General features: G+C 72.3%; 21 protein-coding genes. 12 read left to right on the top strand and 9 right to left on the bottom strand.

All coding sequences use genetic code 11. The annotated features are described in order from the left end of the window. Positions 1–2: 2 nt before the first annotated feature. From AB0F52_RS02310 to AB0F52_RS02300, 3 genes are read right to left on the bottom strand one after another with little or no spacing between them, the layout of a single operon-like run. Positions 3–647: a response regulator transcription factor gene (locus AB0F52_RS02310; protein ID WP_360163688.1), complete on the bottom strand. Its 645-nt coding sequence runs from the start codon at positions 645–647 to the stop codon at positions 3–5. Further along, positions 638–1,249, bottom strand: coding sequence for a histidine kinase (locus AB0F52_RS02305; RefSeq protein ID WP_285986654.1), 612 nt, complete (start codon positions 1,247–1,249; stop codon positions 638–640). The genes AB0F52_RS02310 and AB0F52_RS02305 overlap by 10 nt, the downstream gene beginning before the upstream one ends. Then, entirely contained in the window at positions 1,246–1,608 is a 363-nt protein-coding gene (locus AB0F52_RS02300) for a response regulator (RefSeq protein ID WP_360163686.1), read from the bottom strand. Before AB0F52_RS02300 ends, AB0F52_RS02305 begins: the two co-directional genes overlap by 4 nt. A gap of 141 nt (positions 1,609–1,749) precedes the next feature. Between AB0F52_RS02300 and AB0F52_RS02295 the strand changes: the two genes are divergently transcribed. The 3 genes from AB0F52_RS02295 (at position 1,750) to AB0F52_RS02285 (ending at position 7,146) form a co-directional block, all read left to right on the top strand. After that, on the top strand, positions 1,750–3,519 hold the full coding sequence (locus AB0F52_RS02295) for a histidine kinase (RefSeq protein ID WP_360163684.1): 1,770 nt from the start codon (positions 1,750–1,752) through the stop codon (positions 3,517–3,519). A gap of 167 nt (positions 3,520–3,686) precedes the next feature. Further along, positions 3,687–5,816 carry a phosphatidylglycerol lysyltransferase domain-containing protein gene (locus AB0F52_RS02290; RefSeq protein ID WP_360163682.1) on the top strand — a complete coding sequence of 710 codons (2,130 nt, stop codon included), beginning with the start codon at positions 3,687–3,689 and terminating at the stop codon, positions 5,814–5,816. 160 nt (positions 5,817–5,976) lie between these two features. Continuing rightward, on the top strand, positions 5,977–7,146 hold the full coding sequence (locus tag AB0F52_RS02285; protein ID WP_013230129.1) for an acyl-CoA dehydrogenase family protein: 1,170 nt from the start codon (positions 5,977–5,979) through the stop codon (positions 7,144–7,146). A gap of 105 nt (positions 7,147–7,251) precedes the next feature. On the opposite strand, the gene AB0F52_RS02280 is transcribed toward AB0F52_RS02285, so the two are convergent. Genes AB0F52_RS02280 through AB0F52_RS02265 form a run of 4 tightly spaced genes read right to left on the bottom strand, consistent with a single transcriptional unit; the run spans position 7,252 to position 10,520 of the window. Beyond that, on the bottom strand, positions 7,252–7,572 hold the full coding sequence (locus tag AB0F52_RS02280) for a hypothetical protein (RefSeq protein WP_360163680.1): 321 nt from the start codon (positions 7,570–7,572) through the stop codon (positions 7,252–7,254). A gap of 58 nt (positions 7,573–7,630) precedes the next feature. Further along, positions 7,631–8,266, bottom strand: a complete 636-nt coding sequence (locus tag AB0F52_RS02275) for a TetR/AcrR family transcriptional regulator (RefSeq protein WP_360164583.1) — start codon at positions 8,264–8,266, stop codon at positions 7,631–7,633. Next, positions 8,263–9,786, bottom strand: coding sequence for an ATP-dependent acyl-CoA ligase (locus AB0F52_RS02270; RefSeq protein WP_360163678.1), 1,524 nt, complete (start codon positions 9,784–9,786; stop codon positions 8,263–8,265). The genes AB0F52_RS02275 and AB0F52_RS02270 overlap by 4 nt, the downstream gene beginning before the upstream one ends. Next, entirely contained in the window at positions 9,783–10,520 is a 738-nt protein-coding gene (locus AB0F52_RS02265) for an enoyl-CoA hydratase/isomerase family protein (protein WP_360163676.1), read from the bottom strand. The genes AB0F52_RS02270 and AB0F52_RS02265 overlap by 4 nt, the downstream gene beginning before the upstream one ends. 48 nt (positions 10,521–10,568) lie before the next feature. Here AB0F52_RS02265 and AB0F52_RS02260 point away from each other — a divergent pair, with 48 nt between their 5' ends. Then, positions 10,569–12,155 (top strand): amidohydrolase, encoded by a 1,587-nt coding sequence (locus tag AB0F52_RS02260; RefSeq protein WP_360163674.1) that lies wholly within the window; start codon positions 10,569–10,571, stop codon positions 12,153–12,155. 4 nt (positions 12,156–12,159) lie between these two features. Here AB0F52_RS02260 and AB0F52_RS02255 read toward each other — a convergent pair whose 3' ends face one another. Further along, positions 12,160–12,480, bottom strand: coding sequence for a hypothetical protein (locus tag AB0F52_RS02255; protein WP_360163672.1), 321 nt, complete (start codon positions 12,478–12,480; stop codon positions 12,160–12,162). A gap of 55 nt (positions 12,481–12,535) precedes the next feature. Between AB0F52_RS02255 and AB0F52_RS02250 the strand changes: the two genes are divergently transcribed. From AB0F52_RS02250 to AB0F52_RS02225, 6 genes are all read left to right on the top strand, one after another. Next, a complete protein-coding gene (locus tag AB0F52_RS02250; RefSeq protein WP_103336747.1) occupies positions 12,536–12,976 on the top strand; it encodes a GNAT family N-acetyltransferase in 441 nt (146 codons plus the stop codon). 40 nt (positions 12,977–13,016) lie between these two features. After that, positions 13,017–13,700, top strand: coding sequence for a metal-dependent transcriptional regulator (locus AB0F52_RS02245; protein WP_013230121.1), 684 nt, complete (start codon positions 13,017–13,019; stop codon positions 13,698–13,700). Positions 13,701–13,843: 143 nt separating this feature from the next. After that, positions 13,844–14,662, top strand: coding sequence for an LLM class flavin-dependent oxidoreductase (locus tag AB0F52_RS02240; protein ID WP_360163669.1), 819 nt, complete (start codon positions 13,844–13,846; stop codon positions 14,660–14,662). 72 nt (positions 14,663–14,734) lie between these two features. Then, positions 14,735–15,067: a transcriptional regulator gene (locus AB0F52_RS02235; protein WP_199191141.1), complete on the top strand. Its 333-nt coding sequence runs from the start codon at positions 14,735–14,737 to the stop codon at positions 15,065–15,067. A gap of 29 nt (positions 15,068–15,096) precedes the next feature. Further along, on the top strand, positions 15,097–16,155 hold the full coding sequence (locus AB0F52_RS02230; RefSeq protein WP_360163667.1) for an alcohol dehydrogenase catalytic domain-containing protein: 1,059 nt from the start codon (positions 15,097–15,099) through the stop codon (positions 16,153–16,155). Positions 16,156–16,369: 214 nt separating this feature from the next. Then, a complete protein-coding gene (locus tag AB0F52_RS02225) occupies positions 16,370–16,996 on the top strand; it encodes an alpha-ketoglutarate-dependent dioxygenase AlkB (RefSeq protein WP_360163665.1) in 627 nt (208 codons plus the stop codon). Here AB0F52_RS02225 and AB0F52_RS02220 read toward each other — a convergent pair. Next, the gene (locus tag AB0F52_RS02220; RefSeq protein WP_360163663.1) at positions 16,993–17,574 is read right to left on the bottom strand and encodes a helix-turn-helix domain-containing protein; all 582 of its coding nucleotides are present in this window, start codon (positions 17,572–17,574) and stop codon (positions 16,993–16,995) included. The two genes, AB0F52_RS02225 and AB0F52_RS02220, sit on opposite strands and share 4 nt — an antisense overlap. 81 nt (positions 17,575–17,655) lie before the next feature. On the opposite strand from AB0F52_RS02220, the gene AB0F52_RS02215 reads away from it, so the two are divergent. Both AB0F52_RS02215 and AB0F52_RS02210 read left to right on the top strand, forming a co-directional pair. Further along, a complete protein-coding gene (locus AB0F52_RS02215) occupies positions 17,656–18,009 on the top strand; it encodes a hypothetical protein (protein WP_360163661.1) in 354 nt (117 codons plus the stop codon). Further along, on the top strand, positions 18,002–18,241 hold the full coding sequence (locus tag AB0F52_RS02210; RefSeq protein ID WP_360163659.1) for a hypothetical protein: 240 nt from the start codon (positions 18,002–18,004) through the stop codon (positions 18,239–18,241). The genes AB0F52_RS02215 and AB0F52_RS02210 overlap by 8 nt, the downstream gene beginning before the upstream one ends. Positions 18,242–18,254 lie beyond the last annotated feature (13 nt).

The raw sequence follows: 18,254 nt of genomic DNA, 5'->3' as shown, positions 1-18,254 counted from the left end.
GCTCAGCCGCGCAAGTAGGTCAGCACCGCGAGGACCCGCCGGTTGTCGTCCGCGCCCTGGTGCAGCCCGAGCTTGGTGAACACCGAGCGCACGTAGGCCTCCACCGTCTTCTGGCTCAGGTAGAGCCGCTGGCAGATGGCCTGGTTGGACCGTCCTTCGGCCATCACCTTCAGCACGTCCCGCTCGCGGTCGGTCAGCTGGTCGAGCGGGCTGCGGGTGCGCCGGCGCCCGACCAGCTGCGCGACCACGGACGGGTCGATGACCAGCCCGCCGGCCGCGACCCGGCGGATGGCCTCGGTCAGCTCGTCCAGGTCGGCCACGCGTTCCTTGAGCAGGTAACCGGCGCCGCGCGCGCCGGATTCGATCAGCTGCAGCGCGTAGTGCGGCTCGACGTGGGCCGACAGCACCAGCACGCCGACCGACGGGTGCCGTTCCTGCAGGTCCCGGGCCGCGTCCAGGCCCTCGGTGGTGTGCGTCGGCGGCATCCGGATGTCGACGACGACGGCGTCCGGCGGGTCCTGACGCACCCGGTGCAGCAGCGCCGCGGCGTCGCCGACCTGCGCCACGACGTCGAACCCGGCTTCGGTCAGCACCCGCGCCACGCCTTCGCGGAAGAGGACCGCGTCGTCCGCGATCATCACCCGCATGGCACGTCGGCCCGCACTCGAGTGCCGGTGCCGCGGGGACTCACGACCCGCAGCCGGCCCCCGCGGGCGGCCACGCGGTCGGCCAGCCCGCTCAGTCCCGGGCCGCCCGGGTCGGCGCCGCCGACCCCGTCGTCGCTCACTTCGACGTTCACCTGACCTCCTTGCGCGCGGACCACGACTTCGGCCCGGCCGGCGTGCGAGTGCCCGGCCACGTTCTTCAACGCCTCGAACACCACGAAATAGCAGGTCCGTTCCACCGGCCCGGGGAGCCGCCCGCCGGGCACGGCCGAGACCACGGTGGGCACCGGGCACCGGTCGGTGAGCGAGGCGAGCGCCGGCCCCAAGCCGGCTTCGGCCAGCAGCACCGGGTAGATGTCGCGGGCCAGTTCCCGCAACTCTGCCATGGCCAGGCCCAGTTCTTCCCGCGCTTCGGTGACGAGTGCGGCGGCGTCGCCGGTGAGCGTCCGGGCGGCCAGGCTCAAGGCCAGCACGGCGGAAGCGAGCCGCTGCTGGGCGCCGTCGTGCAGCTGCCGTTCGAGCCGGCGCCGGAATTCGTCCGCGGCGTCGACGATCCGGGCGCTTTCCGGCTCGGGCGTCGTCACGTCTTCGGCTCCAGGAGCCGCCGGACGAGGTCGCCGCTCAGCGCGGACTTCGCGATGAACCCGACGGCGCTGCTGGCGTCGACGAGCGACCCGTAGTCGTCCCGGGAGCGGCTGGACACCAGGACCACGGCGGGCGCTTCGTCCTGCGCACCCAGCGCCGCGGCGACGGCGAAGCCGTCCATGTCGGGCAGGCCCACGTCCAGCAGGACCACGTCGGGACGCAGCCGGGGCGCGGCCGCGATCGCCGCCGCGCCGTCGGCCACCTCGCCGACCACGACCAGCCCGTCGGCCACCAGGACACGGTGGGCGAACGACCGGAACGCGGCGTGGTCGTCCACGATCAGGACCCGGGGAACCATCCCCTCATCGTCGCAGCGCCGCCGGGCGGCAACTACCGGGACAACCCTGGGGATCCGCGGCGGTTCAGCGGTACCGGCCGGGGCCGTCCTGGATTACCGTGCGGCTGCCAGGGGGACCCGTCGACCGCAGCAGGACAGGTCATGGCTTCGGAAACGGCGTTCGCCGGCGGGCAGGCCCGCACCACCACCCACCGGTTCGCCCGCTCCGGGCACGGACCGGGCTTCTGGCTGCTGCTCTGGGCCGGGACGCTCGCGGCCGAGTTCGGCGCGCTGGTCCCGATGCTGTTCCCGAACGGGGCACCGGTCGAGGCGATCGACGTCGCGTTCCGGCTGATCGGCGGCTCCTTCGCCGCCTGCGGGCTGATCGCCTGGCGCCGCCGGCCGGACAACCACAGCGGGCTGCTGATGACCATCACCGGCTTCGCCTTCTTCGTCAGTCCCTTGGTGAGCCAGCTCGCGTGGCCGCCGGCGCAGGTCGTCGGCCTGTGGCTGCCGGACCTGTGGGTGCTGTTCTTCGTCGTGCTCGTGCTGACCTTCCTCACCGGTGGGCGGGTGCGGACGACGGCGGACCGGGTGCTCGCCGGTGCGGTCCTGCTGGAACTGCTCGTCCTCGCACCGCTGTTCCTGCTGTTCTCCGGGGTGCCGGGCAACCCGATCGCGATCTGGCCGCACGAGCGGCTCGCGGAGATCGTCGACGTCGCCCAGCGCGGCACGCTGCTGGCCGCCGTGGCCGGCACCGCCGCCGTCGTCGCGGTGCGCTGGCGCTCGGCGTCCGCGCCCGGCCGGCGGGCGCTGGCGCCGGGGGCCGCCGGCGCCGCCTGCCTGCTCCTGTTCGGGTGGCTGCTCGTGGCGCAGTTCCTGACCGGCGAGAAGTCGATGGTGCTGCTCTGGATCGGCGTGTGCTCGCTGCTCACGGTGCCCGTCGCGTTCCTGGCCGGGCTGTTGCGTTCCCGGCTGGCCCGAGGCGGGCTGGCCGGCCTGTTCCGCGGGCTGCGCACCCTGCGGCCCGACGACCTGCGCGGTGCGCTGGCGAAGGCACTCGGCGACCCCGAGCTGGTGGTCGGCTACGTCACCACCCCAGGTGCCTACGCCGATCTGGACGGCAACCCGGTCACCCTGCCCGGCGCCGGTACGTCCCGGTCGGTGGCCGGTGTCGAGCGCGACGGCAGCCGGGTCGCCGTCCTCGTCTACGACCGGTCCCTCGACGACGATCCCGAGCTGGTCGAAGCGGTCACCGCCGCGGCGACGATCGCGCTCGAGAACCAGCACCTGCACACCGAGGCGCGGCGGCGGCTGGCCGAGGTCGAGCACTCCCGCGAACGGATCATCGCCGCCGGGGACGCCGAACGCCGTCGCATCGAACGCAACCTGCACGACGGCGCCCAGCAGGGCCTGGTGACGCTCGCGATGCAGCTGTCGCTGATCCAGCGGCAGATCCGGCGCGATCCCACGGACGCCGAACAGCTCGTCACCTCGGCCAGTGACCAGCTGGCCCGCTCGCTGGCCGAACTGCGCGAACTCGCCCGCGGCATCCACCCGGCCGCGCTCGACCAGGGCCTGGACGTCGCCCTCGAGGCGCTCGCCACCCGCTCGCCGGTGCCCACCACGGTGTCGTACGCCCCCGGCCCGCGGCTGCCCCAGCCGATCGAGTTCGCCGCGTACTTCGTCGCGTCCGAGGCGCTGGCCAACGTCGCCAAGCACGCGCGGGCCGGCGTCGTGACCGTGCGCGTCCTGCGCGACGGCCCCACGGCGGTCATCGAAATCGCCGACGACGGCATCGGCGGGGTGGACCCCGCCGCGGGCTCCGGGCTGCGTGGCCTCACCGACCGCGTCGAGGCGCTCCGCGGCCGGTTGACCGTGGTGAGCCCGGCGGGCGGCGGAACCGTGGTCCGGGCGGAACTGCCCGCGTAGGCCAGGGTTAACCCCCGGCGCCGGCGGGGCTGGCCCGGTGACCGGCCGCGAACATCCGGCGGATGCTGGGCCCGTAGTCGCCCGTCCGACGCAGTGAATGACTCATTCATGGCGTCAGACGCCATGAATGAGTCATTCACTGCACCCAGGTGCCTGAGGAGACAGCGATGAGCAGCTCGCGAACACTCACCGAGCCCGTGACCGCTGCGGCGGCGGCGCCGGTACGCGTCCACGCGGTGGCCACGGTGCTGCGCCGGCGGCTGCCCTTCACGACCGGCGTGCTGATCGCGATCATCGTCGCCGGTATCGCGACCGGCACGCTGTGGGACGCCGCGAGCGACCGGACGTGGTTCGAGCACGTCGGCTACGGCCTGCCCGCGCTGGCCGACGGCGGGTGGTGGACGCCGGTGACCGGTTCGTTCCTCGCCCTGACGCCGGTTTTCTACCTGCCGGTGCTGCTCTCGTTCGCCGTCTTCGCCGGCGGCGCGGAATGGCGGCTGGGCACCGGGCGGACCGTGGTGATCTGCGGGCTCGGCCAGCTGGCCGGCGTGCTCGGTGCCGCGCTGACGCTCCTGGTCTTCCGGGACACCGGGTGGCCGTGGGCGCACAGCCTCGCCGCCCACGTCGACGCGGGTTTCTCCGCGGGCGCGCTCGCCTGCGCGGCGGCGGTGTCGGCGACGCTGCGCTCGCCGTGGCGGCTGCGGCTGCGCGCCGGCCTGTGGGTCTACGTCGGCGTGTCCTTCCTGTTCCTCGGCGGGCTCGCCGACCTCGAACACCTGTGGGCCGTCGCGATCGCCCTTCCGCTGAGCCGCCGCCTGGCCGATGGCCGCCACGTCGGCCCGCCGGGCCGGGTGCGGGCCGGCCGCCGCGAATGGCGCCTGTTCGCCGCCACCGGCCTCGCCCTGATCGCCGTCGCCGAACTGGTGCTCTGGCTGGTCCCGGCGGACAGCCCGCTGGGCAGCACCGGCGGCGAGGACACCGGCTGGGGCATCGCCGTCAACATCGCCTTCGTCGCGCTCCTGGCGAACGGGCTGCGCAGCGGCCGGCGCGTGGCGTGGTGGGGTGCGGTGACGCTCGCCGCGATCAACGTGCTCGCCGGTGCGGTGGCCGTGCTCGGGTTCGCTTTCGGCCAGGAGTCCACGGCGGAGAAGGCCCTCACCATGACGGGTGCCGTGCTGTGGGCGGCCGAGCTGGCCCTGCTCGTCCTGACCCGCTGGGCGTTCCGGGCCCCGCTGCGCCGCGGGTTCGGGGTGTCCGCCGGGATCGGCGGGGCCGACGCGGCCGCCGTCCGCGACCTGCTCGGCCGGCACGGGGGCAGCACGCTGTCCTGGATGGCCACCTGGCCGGACAACGCGCACTTCCGCGGCCAGGACGGGCAGTCCGTCCTCGCGTACCGGCGCCACGCCGGGGTGGCCGTCGGCCTCGGCGACCCGATCGGCCCGGCCGGCTCCGCGGCCGGTGCGGTCCGCGCGTTCGCCGTCGCCTGCGAGCACGCCGGCGTCGTGCCGTGCTTGTTCTCCGTCACCCGGCCGGTCGCCGACGCCGCCGCGCGACTGGGCTGGAGCCGGGTGCAGATCGCCGAAGACACGCTGGTCGACCTCGAGGGCCTCGAGCTACGGGGCCGGAAGTGGCAGAACGTGCGCTCGGCGCTCAACCGCGCCGCGAAGGAAGGGATGAGCTACCGCCACGTCGTGCTGGCCGACGAGCCGTGGGGCGTCCGGAGCCAGGTCCGCGCCATCTGCGACGAATGGGTCGGCGACAAAGGCATGCCGGAAATGGGTTTCACGCTCGGCGGCATGGAGGAGGCGCTGGACCCGGCGACCCGGGTCGGCCTGGCCGTCGACGCCGACGGCAGTGTGCACGGCGTCACCTCGTGGCTGCCGGTGCACGGGCCGGGCGGCGAGGTCCACGGCTGGACCCTGGATCTCATGCGTCGCCGCGGCGACGGGTTCCGGCCCGCGATGGAGTTCCTGATCGGTTCCGCCATGCTGACCTTCCAGGCGGCGGGGATGCGGTTCGTGTCGCTGTCGGGCGCACCGCTGGCCCGCTCCGGTCCGGACACCGAAGCGGCGCCGGTCGAGCGGCTGCTGGCGGTGCTGAGCCGGGAGCTGGAACCGGTGTACGGCTTCCGGTCGCTGCACGCGTTCAAGGCGAAGTTCAACCCGCGCCACGAGCCGATGTACCTGGCCTACCGCGACGAAGGCGACCTGCCGCGGATCGGCGTGGCGCTCACCCGCGCGTACCTGCCGGACACGAGCCTGCGCACGTTGGTGAAGTTGGCCACCACACACGCCTGACGCCCGTGGGCGGCGAGTTCTTGCGCGGGCGCGGAGTGGCGCGCACAATGAGGAGTAAGCAAGCGCTTAGCCAGTGCAGTGTCTTCTGGGGCCGGGCCCCAGCCCCCGGCCGGGGGCGAGCCCCCTGGACCCCCGAAAGCGTCGGAGGAGCAGCTCACCCATGGATTTCTCACTCAGCACCGAAGAACGTGAAGTGCGCGACTGGGTCCGCACGTTCGTCCAGCGGGAGCTGATCCCGCTCGAGCAGGAAGTCCTCCGGCGCGAGCGCGCCCACCAGCCCGGCCTCACCGGCGAGGAGCTCAAGGACCTCCAGCTCAAGGCGAAGGAGTCCGGCTTCTGGGGCGTGCTGACCCCGGAGGAGTACGGCGGCATGGGCTTGTCCGCCGTCATGGCCGCGCTGCTGGAGGCCGAGCTCGGCCGGACCTTCGTGCCGTTCCGCTTCGGCGGGGCCGCCGACAACATCCTGTTCCACGCCAACGAGGAGCAGAAGCAGACCTACCTGCTGCCGACCATCTCGGGCGAGCGCAAGTCCTGCTTCGCGATCACCGAGCCGGGCGCCGGGTCGGACGCCAAGGCCATCCGGACCACCGCCCGCAAGGACGGCAGCGACTGGATCATCAACGGCGAGAAGACCTTCATCACCGGCGGCAACGAGGCCGACTTCACCATGGTCTTCGCGATCACCGACCCGGAGAAGGGCGCGAACGGCGGCGTCACCTGCTTCCTCGTCGACCGCGAGGCCGGCTGGAAGTCCGAATACATCGACACCATGGGCGAGTGGGGCCCGGCGTCGCTGATCTTCCAGGACGTCCGCGTCCCGGAGACGCAGATCCTCGGCGAGGAGGGCCGCGGCTTCGAGCTCGCCATGCAGTGGATCGGCCAGGGCCGCTACCTGCTGCCCGCCCGCGCGATCGGCTCGTGCGAACGGCTGATCTCGATGGCCATCGAGCACGCCAACACCCGCGAGACGTTCGGGCAGAAGATCGCCGAGCGGCAGGCCATCCAGTGGATGATCGCCGACTCCGGCGTCGAGCTGGAAGCGCTGCGGTGGCTGGTGCTGCACGCCGCCTGGCAGGTCGACCAGGGCGTGGATTCGCGGCACGCGCAGTCGATGGCGAAGCTGTACGGCGGCCAGAAGGCCAACGAGATCGTCGACCGCGTCCTCCAGATCCACGGCGGCATGGGCTACACGCGGGAGCTGCCGGTCGAGCGGTGGTACCGCGAGCTGCGGCTGCTGCGCATCTACGAGGGCACCGACGAGATCCAGCGCCGCACCATCGCGCGCAACCTGCTCAAGGGGCACGTCAAGGTCGGTGGAACTCTCGGCTGAGAACGCGACCAGCTTCTTTTCGGGGGTTCCGGGTGGCGAAGCCCCGGGATGACACAGCCGTCAGGGCCGCCTTCCTTCGGCGGCCCTGACGGCGCTTCGGCTTGCTTACTTCTTGTTGCGGATGGCGATCGGGACGCCCGCGAGGTCCTCTTCGTTGCACAGGAGCTTCACGTCGTAGTACGGCGAACCTTGACGGTCGTCGTAGTCGAGGTGGATGGCCAGGACGTCGAGTGGCTCGCCCAGCCACTCCTGGGCCTGCCGTAGCCACGCGGCGCACCGTGCCAGGGCGGTGGGGAGATCGTCATCGCGGAACTCGACGGGGCGATAGGGCACATCCTGCACCTGATCGCGGGGGTTTTCCGGCGCCGGGAGGCCCGGCGCGAGACCCGAGTCGTCCAGTTCCAGTTGGATCGTTTCCTCAGTCACCCTTCGAGCGTCCCCCACGCACGCCGTCTGGGCAAGGCGTACACAGGTAAAAGCGCCGCTAAACGGACACGCCCCACTCTTTCGCGACGATTTCCCGGCACCGCCGCAAGTCGGTCACACCGGGCACGGACGTGCAGCCCAGCGCCCTGGACGCCAGTTCCGCGTAGTGCTCCGCCAGCTCGTCCAGCGCCAGCGGGCCGCGTGGGGAATACCACCTCGCGACGCCGCTGCACATCTCGAGCAGAGCGAGCCGGGTCACCGCCGGGTGCTCCACACGGAACACCCCCGCCGCCACGCCTTCGTCGATCGCGGCCGCCCACAGCCGTTCGTAGGCGTCCCGCAGGGCGACCACCGGTTCGCGCGCGGCCGGGGACAGGACGTCGACTTCGTTGTCCACCACCCGGGTTTCCGCCGGTCCGACGGCGTGCGCGAGGACGTGCAGCACGACCAGCGTGCGCAGCCGGTGCACCGGGTCGCCGCCGCCCGCGGTCGCCTCGCGGGCCGCGTCGAGCAGCCGGTTCAGCGCGGTGTGCATGATCTCGGCGAGCAGATCCTCCTTGGTGCCCATGTAGTGGTACAGGCTGGCCGAGGAGAGTTCCGCCTCCTGCGCCAGATCCCGGATCCCGGTGCCGTGGAAGCCCTTGGTGGCGAACAGCTTCACCGCCGCCGCGCGCACCCGCTCCCGGCTGCTCACAGCCATGCTTCCGCCTTCGCGTCCCAGGAACCGGCGCGCGGGTCGGCGACCTTCCGCAGCTCGCCCTTGGCCACCCGCTCCGACGGGGTCATCGGCAGCGCGTCCGCGAACGCCCAGAACCGCGGAACCTTGAAGTAGGCCAGTTTCCCGGCGCAGAACGCGGCCAGCTCGGCGGGGTCCGGCCGGTCGCCGTCGCAGACGACGTACGCCTTGATCTCCTCGCCGCGCAGCTCGTCCGGCACCGCGACGACGGCCGCCAGCCGGATCGCCGGGTGCAGCAGCAGCGCGCGCTCGACCTCGTCGGCGGAGACGTTTTCGCCGCTGCGGCGGATCATGTCCTTCGTCCGGCCGACGTAGTAGACGCGGCCGGCGGCGTCCATCCGGGCGAGGTCGCCGGTGTGGAACCAGCCGTTTTCGAACGCTTTCGCCGTCGCGTCCGGATCGTCGTGGTAGCCGTGCATCAGCCCGATCCCGCGGATCAGCAGCTGCCCGGTTTCCCCGCGCGGCACCGGCTTGCCGTCGTCGCCGGCGATCAGCACCTCGCGGTCACGGCTGGGCCGCCCGATGCAGCCGGTGCCGACGGTCGCGTCGTGGTCGGCGGCGGTCATCCGGATGTCGCCGCCGGTTTCGGTCATCCCGAACGCCTCGTACCACGGCACGCCCCAGCGCCGTTCCAGTTCGGCGTGCAGGTCGTGGGGGATCGCCGACGCGCAGATCGCGCGGACGCGGTGCTCGCGGTCGGTCTCGGCCGGTTCCTGCCGCAGCAGCAGCGTCGGCATCAGGCCGAGGCAGTAGAACCAGGTGACGCCGTGTTCGCGGACCTTCGCCCAGAACGTGCTCGGGTGGAAGCGGTCCAGGACGACGAGGGTGGCCCCGCCCGCGAGTCCCAACGCGACATTCCACTGTGGATCGATGTAGTGGAACGGCTGGGCGGTCAGGATGACGTCGTCCGCGCCGACGGCCGGGAAGTCGGTGGCCAGGCTCACCGCGAGGGTTGTCCAGTAGCGGTTCGGCAGGACGCAGCCCTTGGGGGTGCCGGTGGTGCCGGAGGTGTACTGGATGTTGACCGGCAGCTCGGGCACGGGCGTGAACTCCGGCGGCTCGGCGCCGGAGCGGAGCTCGTCCGGGGTGATCACCTCGGTCAGGCCGATCCGGCCGAGCAGCTCGGTGAATTCGGGCGCGGCGACGGCCAGTTTCGCGCCGGAGTGGCGGAGGACGTGGGCGCCGTCGAACTCCTGGTAGTTCGTGTTGACCGGCACCAGCTGCGCGCCGATCTTCGCCAGCGCCAGCCAGGTCAGCGGGAACGCGGGCACGTTCCGCAGCATCACCGCCACCCGGTCGCCGGGGCCGATGCCGCGCTCGGCCAGCGCCGCGGCGATCCGGTCGCTTTCACGATCGACCTCGGCAAAGGTGAACGTCCGCTCCAGGTCGTCGAACACCCAGGCCGTGCGTCCGGGCCACAGCGCGGCGGCCCGCGTGACGAGCTGCGCGAGGGTCCCGATTTCGGCGAGGGGCGTCACGCCCGGCTCCGGAAGGCTTCGGTGGACGCGGCGACCGCCGCCGAGTGCTCGGTGATCAGGGCGTGGCTGACCTCGAGTTCGAGGGCCGGCTCGAGGTCCGTGCTCGCGTCGAGGACGCGCTTCGCCATGGCCGCCGCCGCGGGCGGGTGCTCGGCGATCCGCTTGGCCCAGCTCAGCGCTTCGGCCTGGAGCTGCTCGGCCGGGACGGCGGCGTTGACCATGCCCAGCTCGGCGGCCTTCCGGCCGTCGAACCGCTCGCCCAGCAGCAGGAGCTCCTTCGCCTTGAGCGGGCCGACCAGCAGCGGGAGCAGCCGGGACGCCGCGCCGGTGACGCTCAGGCCGAGCGAGACCTCGGGGAAGGCGAACACGGCGTCCTCGGCGGCCAGGATCAGGTCGCAGCCGAGCGCGAACTCCGCGCCGGCGCCGATCGCGTAGCCGTGCACCGCCGCGATCACCGGCTGGCGCAGCCCGCGCAACCGCCGCGTGACGTCCTGGAGCCGGTCCAGCCGCGCCCGCGAGTCACCCGCGGGGGTTGGCTCCTTGAGGTCGTGGCCGGCGCAGAAGGCCCGGCCGTTGCCGAAGAGTACGACGACGCGGGCGTCGCTGCGGGCGGCCGCGTCGAGGGCGGCGAGGAAGTCGTCGACCAGGACGGCGGCGACCGCGTTCAGCCGCTCGGGGCGGTTCAGCCGGATCTGCGCGATGCCGTTCTCGACGGCGAACTCCACGGTGGGCATGAGGGCGATGCTAGACGTTCGATCGATCGATCGATAGCCTCTGGACTTATGCAGGTCGACACGGTCTACGAGAACGCCACGGTGTGGACGGGCGCGGGCGTCACCAGCGCACTCGCCGTCCTGCACGGCCGGGTGGTCGCGCTGGGGGACGACGCTCTCGAGCTGTCCGCGCGCTCGCGGGTCGACCTCGCCGGCGGGTTCGTCGTGCCCGGCTTCCACGACGCGCACAACCACATGGCGTGGTTCGGGATGGGCCTCGACGACGTCGCGCTGGGCGGCTGCCGCAGCGTCGAGGAGGTCTACGACGCCGTCGCCGCGCGAGCCGCGACGCTGCCGCCCGGGAGCTGGGTGGTGGGCAGCGGCTACGACCAAAACAAGCTCGCCGGCGGGCACCCCGACCGGCACGGCCTCGACCGCGCGGCGCCGGGGATGCTCGTGCGGCTCAAGCACACGTCCGGGCACATGACCGTGGTCAACTCGGCCGTGCTCGACCAGCTCGACCTGGCGAACGTGCCGGTCGGCGGCGACGTCGTGCCGGACGCCGGCGGCTCGCCGACCGGGCTGCTGCGCGAGCAGGCCCAGCTGCTGCTGCGGCCGCTCACGTACCCGACGCCGGTTTCGCGCCTGGTCCGCGGGCTCGACCGGGCGTCCGAGCGGTACCTCTCGGAGGGCATCACCAGCGTCCAGGAGGCCGGGATCGGCGGCGGCCTGGTCGGCGAGACCCCCGCCGAACTGGCCGCCTACCAGGAGGCGCGCGACCGCGGCGTGCTGCGCGTGCGCAGCACGGTGATGGTCGCCGCGAGCGTGCTGCACGACCTGCCCGACGACGTCGGCTTCGGCCTCGACCTCGGCCTGCGCACCGGCCTCGGCGACGAGTGGCTGCGCGTCGGCCCGATGAAGTTGTTCGCCGACGGCTCCCTGGTCGGGCGCACCTGCGCGATGCACGACCCGTTCGACGGCGAGCCGGACAACCGCGGCTACTTCCAGGTGCCCGAGGACGAGCTGGCCCGCACGATCCGCCGCGCGCACGAGGCGGGCTGGCAGATCGCGACGCACGCGATCGGCGACCGTGCGATCACCGTCGTCCTCGACGCCTACGAAGCCGCGTTGGCCGCTTCGCCGCGCACGGATCACCGGCACCGCATCGAGCACTGCGCGGTGCTCCAGCCCGCGGAGCTGACCCGGCTCGCCTCGCTCGGGCTCATCCCGTCACCGCAGGGCCGGTTCGTCAACGAGCTCGGCGACGGCATGCGCGCCGCGCTCGGCGAGTCACGCGTGCCCTGGTGCTACCGGCTGCGCAGCGTCCTCGACGCGGGGTGCGTGCTTCCCGCGTCCTCGGACCGGCCCGTCGTGAACGGCGCGCCTCTGCTCGCGCTGGCCGACATGGTGCGCCGGCGCGCGGCCTCCGGCGCGCCCTTCGCACCCGAAGAGGCGCTGACGCCGGAGCAGGCGTTGCGCGCGTACACGTACGGATCGGCGTACGCGACCTTCGCCGAGCGTGACCTGGGCACGCTCGAACCCGGGAAGCTCGCCGACTTCGCCGTGCTGTCCGGTTCGCCCCTGGACGAGTCCGCTTTGGACGCGCTCAGCGTGCAAGGCACCGCCGTCGGCGGCGAACTGCGTTACCAAGCCTGATGACTCACTTCCTTCCCACGAACTCGAGTGCTTCCTCGGCCAGCTCGGCCCAGGGGTGTGGCGACCCCGTGTCCAGCGCCAGCCATTCCTTCATCGGCGTGCCCTTGTTGGCGTCGAAGCGCACCCCATGTCCACCCTCGACCAGCTCGTCCACCCGGCCCTTGGGCAGCTTGAGCACCAGCCGCCCGCGGACGAACATCGCGAAGATCCGGCCGTGCGCGCGCAGTGCCGAGCGCCCGAACCCCCGGGTCGCCCCGGGTGGCGTGATGCCCGGGCGTCCGGTGAACTCGTCGACCAGGCCCTCGAACTTCTCCTCCGGTGACATCGACCACCTCCGAGCACGACAGTAGCGACCACCACCGACAAAAAAGGGAGGCGAGATGCCCGTCCGCGACGCCGTCTTCGAAGACATCGAAGAGATCTGTGCGCTCATCGAGGAGCACGCCGTCTACGAAGACAACCACGACCTGAAGCTCGACCGCGCCGAGATGAGCGGGCACCTGTTCGGGCCGGACCCGAAGGCGTGGGTGCTCATCGCGACCCCGCCCGGCGAGCCGGGGACGGTGGCCGGCTTCGCCTTCTGCAGCTGGAACTTCTCCACCTGGGAAGCCCGGCCGGGGATCTGGCTGGACGACCTGTTCGTCCGGCCCGCGTACCGCCGCCACGGCCTCGGCGGCGAGCTGCTGGACGAGCTGCGCACCCGCACGACCGGCCGCGTGGAGTGGGACATGCAGGAGGGCAACGAAAAAGGCGAGGCGTTCTACGCCCAGCTCGGCGCCGAACCGGTTCCGGGCTGGATCCGCTACCGCTGGCGGCCGTGAACTTTCACGAGAAAGTACCCGGCCCCGTATCGTATGCGGTATGGGAGACGGTTCGGTCCGGAGGTCCTCGTCGGTCGAGGACTACGTCCGGGTGATCTACGGCCTGGTCGAGCGGGGTGAGGCGGTCACCAACGCGTCGCTCGCCGGCCGGCTGGAGGTCAGCCCGTCCTCGGCGTCGGGGATGGTCACGAAGCTGTCCCAGCTGGGCCTGGTCACCCACGTGCCGTACCGCGGCATCGAGCTCACGGCCGACGGCAGGCTCCTGGCGCGGTCGGTGCTCCGGCGCCACCGGCTGATCGAGACGTACCTGGTGTCGGAGCTCGGCTACACGTGGGACGAGGTCCACGCGGAGGCGGACGCGCTGGAGCACGCGGTGTCCGACAGGCTGGTCGAGCGCATCGCGGCGAAGCTCGGCAACCCGGTCCGCGACCCCCACGGCGACCCGATCCCGGCCCCGGACGGCAGCGTCGAGGAGCTGCCGGTCCGCATCCTCGACGACCTCCCGCCGGGCGCCGTCGGCGAGATCGTCCGGGTCTGGGACACGGACCCGGAGCTGCTCAGGTACCTGACGGAACACGCGATCAACCTGGGCGAGCGCATCGAGGTCGTGGAGCGGCAGCCGTTCGGGGGGCCGATGGTGGTGAAGGTGGGATCGCCGCCGGATGCCGCTACGCACGCCATCGGCAAGGAGATCGCGCAGGCGTTGTCGGTCACCCTGCGCTGAGCGGTCGCGAACGTCATGAATGACTCATTCCTGACCTCCGACGTCATGAATGACTCATTCCTGACGTCGGGCGAAACGCGTACGCGCGGGTGACGTCGTGAAGCGGATGTGGTGACCGGCCCCCGCCCGCGACGATGGCCCGCATGAAACCCTTCCGCTTCGGCGTCGTCGCCGGTTACTCGCCCAACCTCACCTCGTGGACCGCCCAGGCCGAGCGCGTCGAGAAGCTCGGGTTCGACACCTTGCTCGCCACCGATCCCGTCGGGACCGCCGATCCCTTCGTGCTGCTCGGGGCCGCCGCCGCGGTCACCCTCGACCTCACCGTCGGCACCTTCGTGCTCGCCGACCCCTTCCGCGACGCCAGGGCGCTCGGCTGGCAGGCGCAGACCCTCCACCGGCAGACCCGCGGCCGGTTCGAGCTCGGGCTGGGCGTCGGACGGCCCGGTGCCGAAGGGCACGCCGCGACGCTGGGGCGGGAATTCCCCTCACCGGGTGAGCGCATCACACGGATGGCCGCCACGATCGCGCACCTCAAGCGGGACGCCGACCGGCCACGGTTGATGCTGGCCGGCGGTGGGCCGAAAATGCTGGCGCTCGCCGCGCAAGAAGCCGACACCGTCACGTTCACCTGGGCGCCGACGACGACCGAAGCCGAAGCGACGTCCATTGTGGATCGATTCCGCGTTCTCGCCGGGCCGCGGCTGCCGGAGATCGAGCTCGGCCTGAACCTGATGGCGCTCGGGACGGAACCGTCGCCCGCGATCGCGCGGTGGGCCGGGGTGGACGTGCCCGAGCTCGCCGCCGGCGGTGCGGTGACCGTCCTTCCCGAGGATCCCGGCGAGGCCGCGGAAAAGCTTCTCGGCTGGCGGGAGCGGTGGGGGATTTCCTACGTCACGATCAACTCCGGCTACGCGGAACCGTTCGCCGCGATCGCCGACGAGACGCGCAAGGCAGGTGGGTGAGGACCCTTCCGATCTTGCGAATCGGCGCCTACGCTCCAATCTTCGTAATCGGGAGTGCTTCGGAGCGTTGTGATGACCGGTCAGCGAACACGCACCATCGACCGGGGGGAACAGGCGGAGCTGAGCCGGCTGCTGGCAGCCGGACCGTTCGACGTGGCCCTGCGGGCGGCGATCCGGGCCCGCGGCCTCGGCCTCGAGCGGATCCGCTATCGCTTGCGTGGCAGGGGAACCACGGTCAGCCTGGCCACCCTCAGCCACTGGCAATCGGGACGGTGCCGGCCGGAGCGGCCGGAATCGTTGGAGGCCCTGCGGAATCTCGAGGACATCCTGAACGTGCCGGACGGCTCGCTCAGCAAGCTCCTCGGCCCGCCGCGGAGCAGGACGAGGTTCCACGCGCTCACTTGAGCGGTGTCCACGGCAGTTAGGCTCGTGCCGTGCGAGCTGTGGTGATGGAGGAGTTCTGCGTCCCGCCCGTGGTGCGGGACGTGCCGGAGCCGGTCGCCGCACCGGGTGGTGCGGTGATCGAGGTCGACGCCACCGGCGTCTGCCGCAGCGACTGGCACACCTGGCAGGGGCACGACGCCGCCGTCACGCTGCCGCACGTCGCCGGGCACGAGCTCGCCGGCCGGGTCGTCGCGCTCGGCGAAGGCGTCCGCGGCTGGGAGCTCGGCGCGCGCGTCACCGTGCCCTTCGTCTGCGCCTGCGGCACGTGCGCCCAGTGCGCCCGCGGCGACCAGCAGATCTGCGACCGCGAGTTTCAGCCCGGCGCCACGCACTGGGGGTCGTTCGCCGAGCGCGTGGCCATCGAGCACGCCGAGACGAACCTGGTCGCGCTGCCGGACTCGCTCGGCGCCGCCGAGGCCGCGGCCCTCGGCTGCCGGTTCGGCACGGCGTTCCGCGCGGTGCTGCGGCAGGGGCGCGTCACCGCGGGCCAGTGGGTCTCGGTGTACGGCTGCGGCGGCGTCGGGATCTCCGCGGTGCTGCTGGCCGTCGCGGCAGGCGCCAAAGTCGTCGCCGTCGACGTCTCGGCAGCCGCCCTCCAGCTGGCCGCGAAGTCGGGTGCCGCCGTCACGGTCGATTCCTCGGCCTTCGACGGCCCGGAAGCCGTCGCCGCGCACGTCCGCGAGCTGACCGGCGGCGGCACGCACGTCTCGCTCGACTGCCTCGGCTCGCCGTCGACCTGCGCGGCGTCGGTCGGCAGCCTGCGCAAGCGCGGCCGGCACGTCCAGGCCGGGCTGATGCCGCCCGCGCAGGGCGTCGCCCCGATCCCGATGCACCGCGTCATCGGCGGCGAGCTGGAGCTCGTCGGCATCCACGGGCTCCAGGCCCACGAGTACCCGGAGCTGCTGCGCGTCGTCGAGACGGCGGGCATCGACCTCGCCGCGCTGATCGGCCGCCGCATCGGGCTCGACGACGTCCCGGCCGCGCTGGCGGCGATGAACGACCCCGTGCCGGCGCACGCGGGCGTCACGGTCGTGACGTTCCGTGCCTGATCGGCGGCACCGCGGTCAAGAGACCCGTTCGTAGCTGATCCACGCTGGCATGTGACATTCAGGTGTGGGAACGTCTCTTCATGGTGGCCCAAAGCGAGGGGACGCGGCCGCAGGACCGTCCCGCTGGTCCATGGGGACGGCTCCTGCGGCTGTGTGTGGTCCCCTCGACGATCACCGACCGTGTGCGGCGGGAGTCTCCGGCACAATCGAGGTGATGGACGCCCTCCTGCCGCGCCCGCGCGCCGAGATCGCGCCCGGCGCCGTGCACCTGCCCGACTGGCTCGGCTTCGACGAACAGCGCGAACTCGTCGCGGCCTGCCGCGGCTGGTCCGGCTACCGCCACACCCGGCTGCCCAACGGCGGCGTGATGTCGGTGAAGTCGGTCTGCCTCGGCTGGCACTGGTACCCGTACGGCTACTCGCGCACGACCGGCGAGGGGACGCCGGTGCTGCCGTTCCCGGACTGGCTCGGCGATCTCGGCCGCCGCGCGGTGGCGGCCGCGTACGGCGAGCCGGCCGAGACCTACGCACCGGACATCGCGCTGGTCAACTTCTACGACGCCACCGCGAAAATGGGGCTGCACCAGGACAAGGACGAGCGCAGTCTCGAGCCGGTGGTGTCGTTCAGCCTCGGGGACGCCTGCGTGTTCCGCTTCGGCAACACCGAGACCCGCGGCCGGCCGTACACCGACGTCGAACTCCGCTCCGGTGACGTGTTCGTGTTCGGCGGCCCGTCCCGGCTCGCCTACCACGGCGTGCCGAAGACGCTGCCGGGCACGGCGGACCCGGCGCTGGGCCTGGCCGGTCGGCTGAACATCACGCTCCGGGTGTCCGGGCTCTAGTCCTCAGCGGACTCCTCTTCGTCCGGCACCACGATGAACCGGACGGCCACCGACCGCGAGCCTTCGGGGTGCTGTCCCGGCTCGGTGGCGTACTTCCACACCAGGTTCTGGTACTCCTCGACGAAGGACGTCACCTGGTCCCTCGTCAGGTGCAGCCCGGCGCGGTAGATCTGGTTCCAGCCCTCGGCGCTGTCGTAACCCGCGTAGGCCCGGGTGACCAGGCCCAGGTCGTGACTCATCTTCAGCGCGCCGAGCTTGAGCATCGCTTCGCGCTCGTCCGGCGCGAGGTCGAGGCCGGGCGGGGTGTAGATGTCCTTCGACCGCGACTTCCACCAGCGTTCGCGGCCGTCCCCGCGGTCCTCGAGCTCCTCGATCAGCTCCAGGTCAGCGAGCTTGCGGAGGTGGTAGCTGGTCGTCCCGGTGCTCTCGCCCAGAGCTCTCGCGACGCTCGTCGAGTTCGCCTCGCCGTGTTTGCCCAGGTAGCTGAGGATGTCCCGGCGCACGGGGTTGGCCAGCGCCTTGTAGAAGGCCTTGAGATCCGCGCCGGTCAGGACGCGCTTTTCGGGACGGTTGACCATGCCGGCAGCCTACTACAGAGGTTGTTTGCAAAGAATCTCTGCAATCGCTACCTTGGGTCGGGAGAGAACTCGGGGGTTCGCATGAAGAAGCTCTTCTGGGCGGCCGGGCTGTGCCTGCTGCCGTGGATCGCGGTACTGGGGACGACGTTGCCGGAGGTCGTGCAGGCACAGCACTGGCGGCTGGCCTGGACGGGCTTCGACACGGCGGAGGCGGCCGGCCTGCTGCTCACGGCCTGGCTGCTGAGCCGCGGCGACGCGCGGACGCCGCTGGTCGCGACGGCCACGGCGACGCTCTTGCTCGCCGACGCCTGGTTCGACGTGGTCACGGCCGGCGACGACGTCGTGTTTTCGCTGCTCATGGCCGGTCTGGAGGTGCCGCTGGCGCTGGCGTGCCTGTCCATCGCCGTGCCGCGGCCGGCGCCGGCGCATGTCTGAGCTGGACCCGCGGCTGCGCGACGAGATCGACGACCAGGTCGCCGAGGCCTTGGACGCCTACCTCGCCGAGCGGCGGCCGCGCCGGCGGTGGCGCGCGTGGCCCGTGGTGGTGACGGTGGCACTGGGGGTCGTCACCACCTGGCTGTCCCCGGGCGCGGCCTGGGCGGCGTGGCTCGCGATCGGGGTCACGAACGCCGCCTGGCTGGTGGTCGTGAGCGGCAGGCGGGCGTGAGGCCCGCGCTGCC

The organism is Amycolatopsis sp. NPDC024027 (assembly GCF_040638975.1).
Taxonomy (GTDB): domain Bacteria; phylum Actinomycetota; class Actinomycetes; order Mycobacteriales; family Pseudonocardiaceae; genus Amycolatopsis.
The sequence above is the reverse complement of the archived record's forward strand: the minus strand, read 5'-3'. Positions and strand labels throughout refer to the sequence as shown.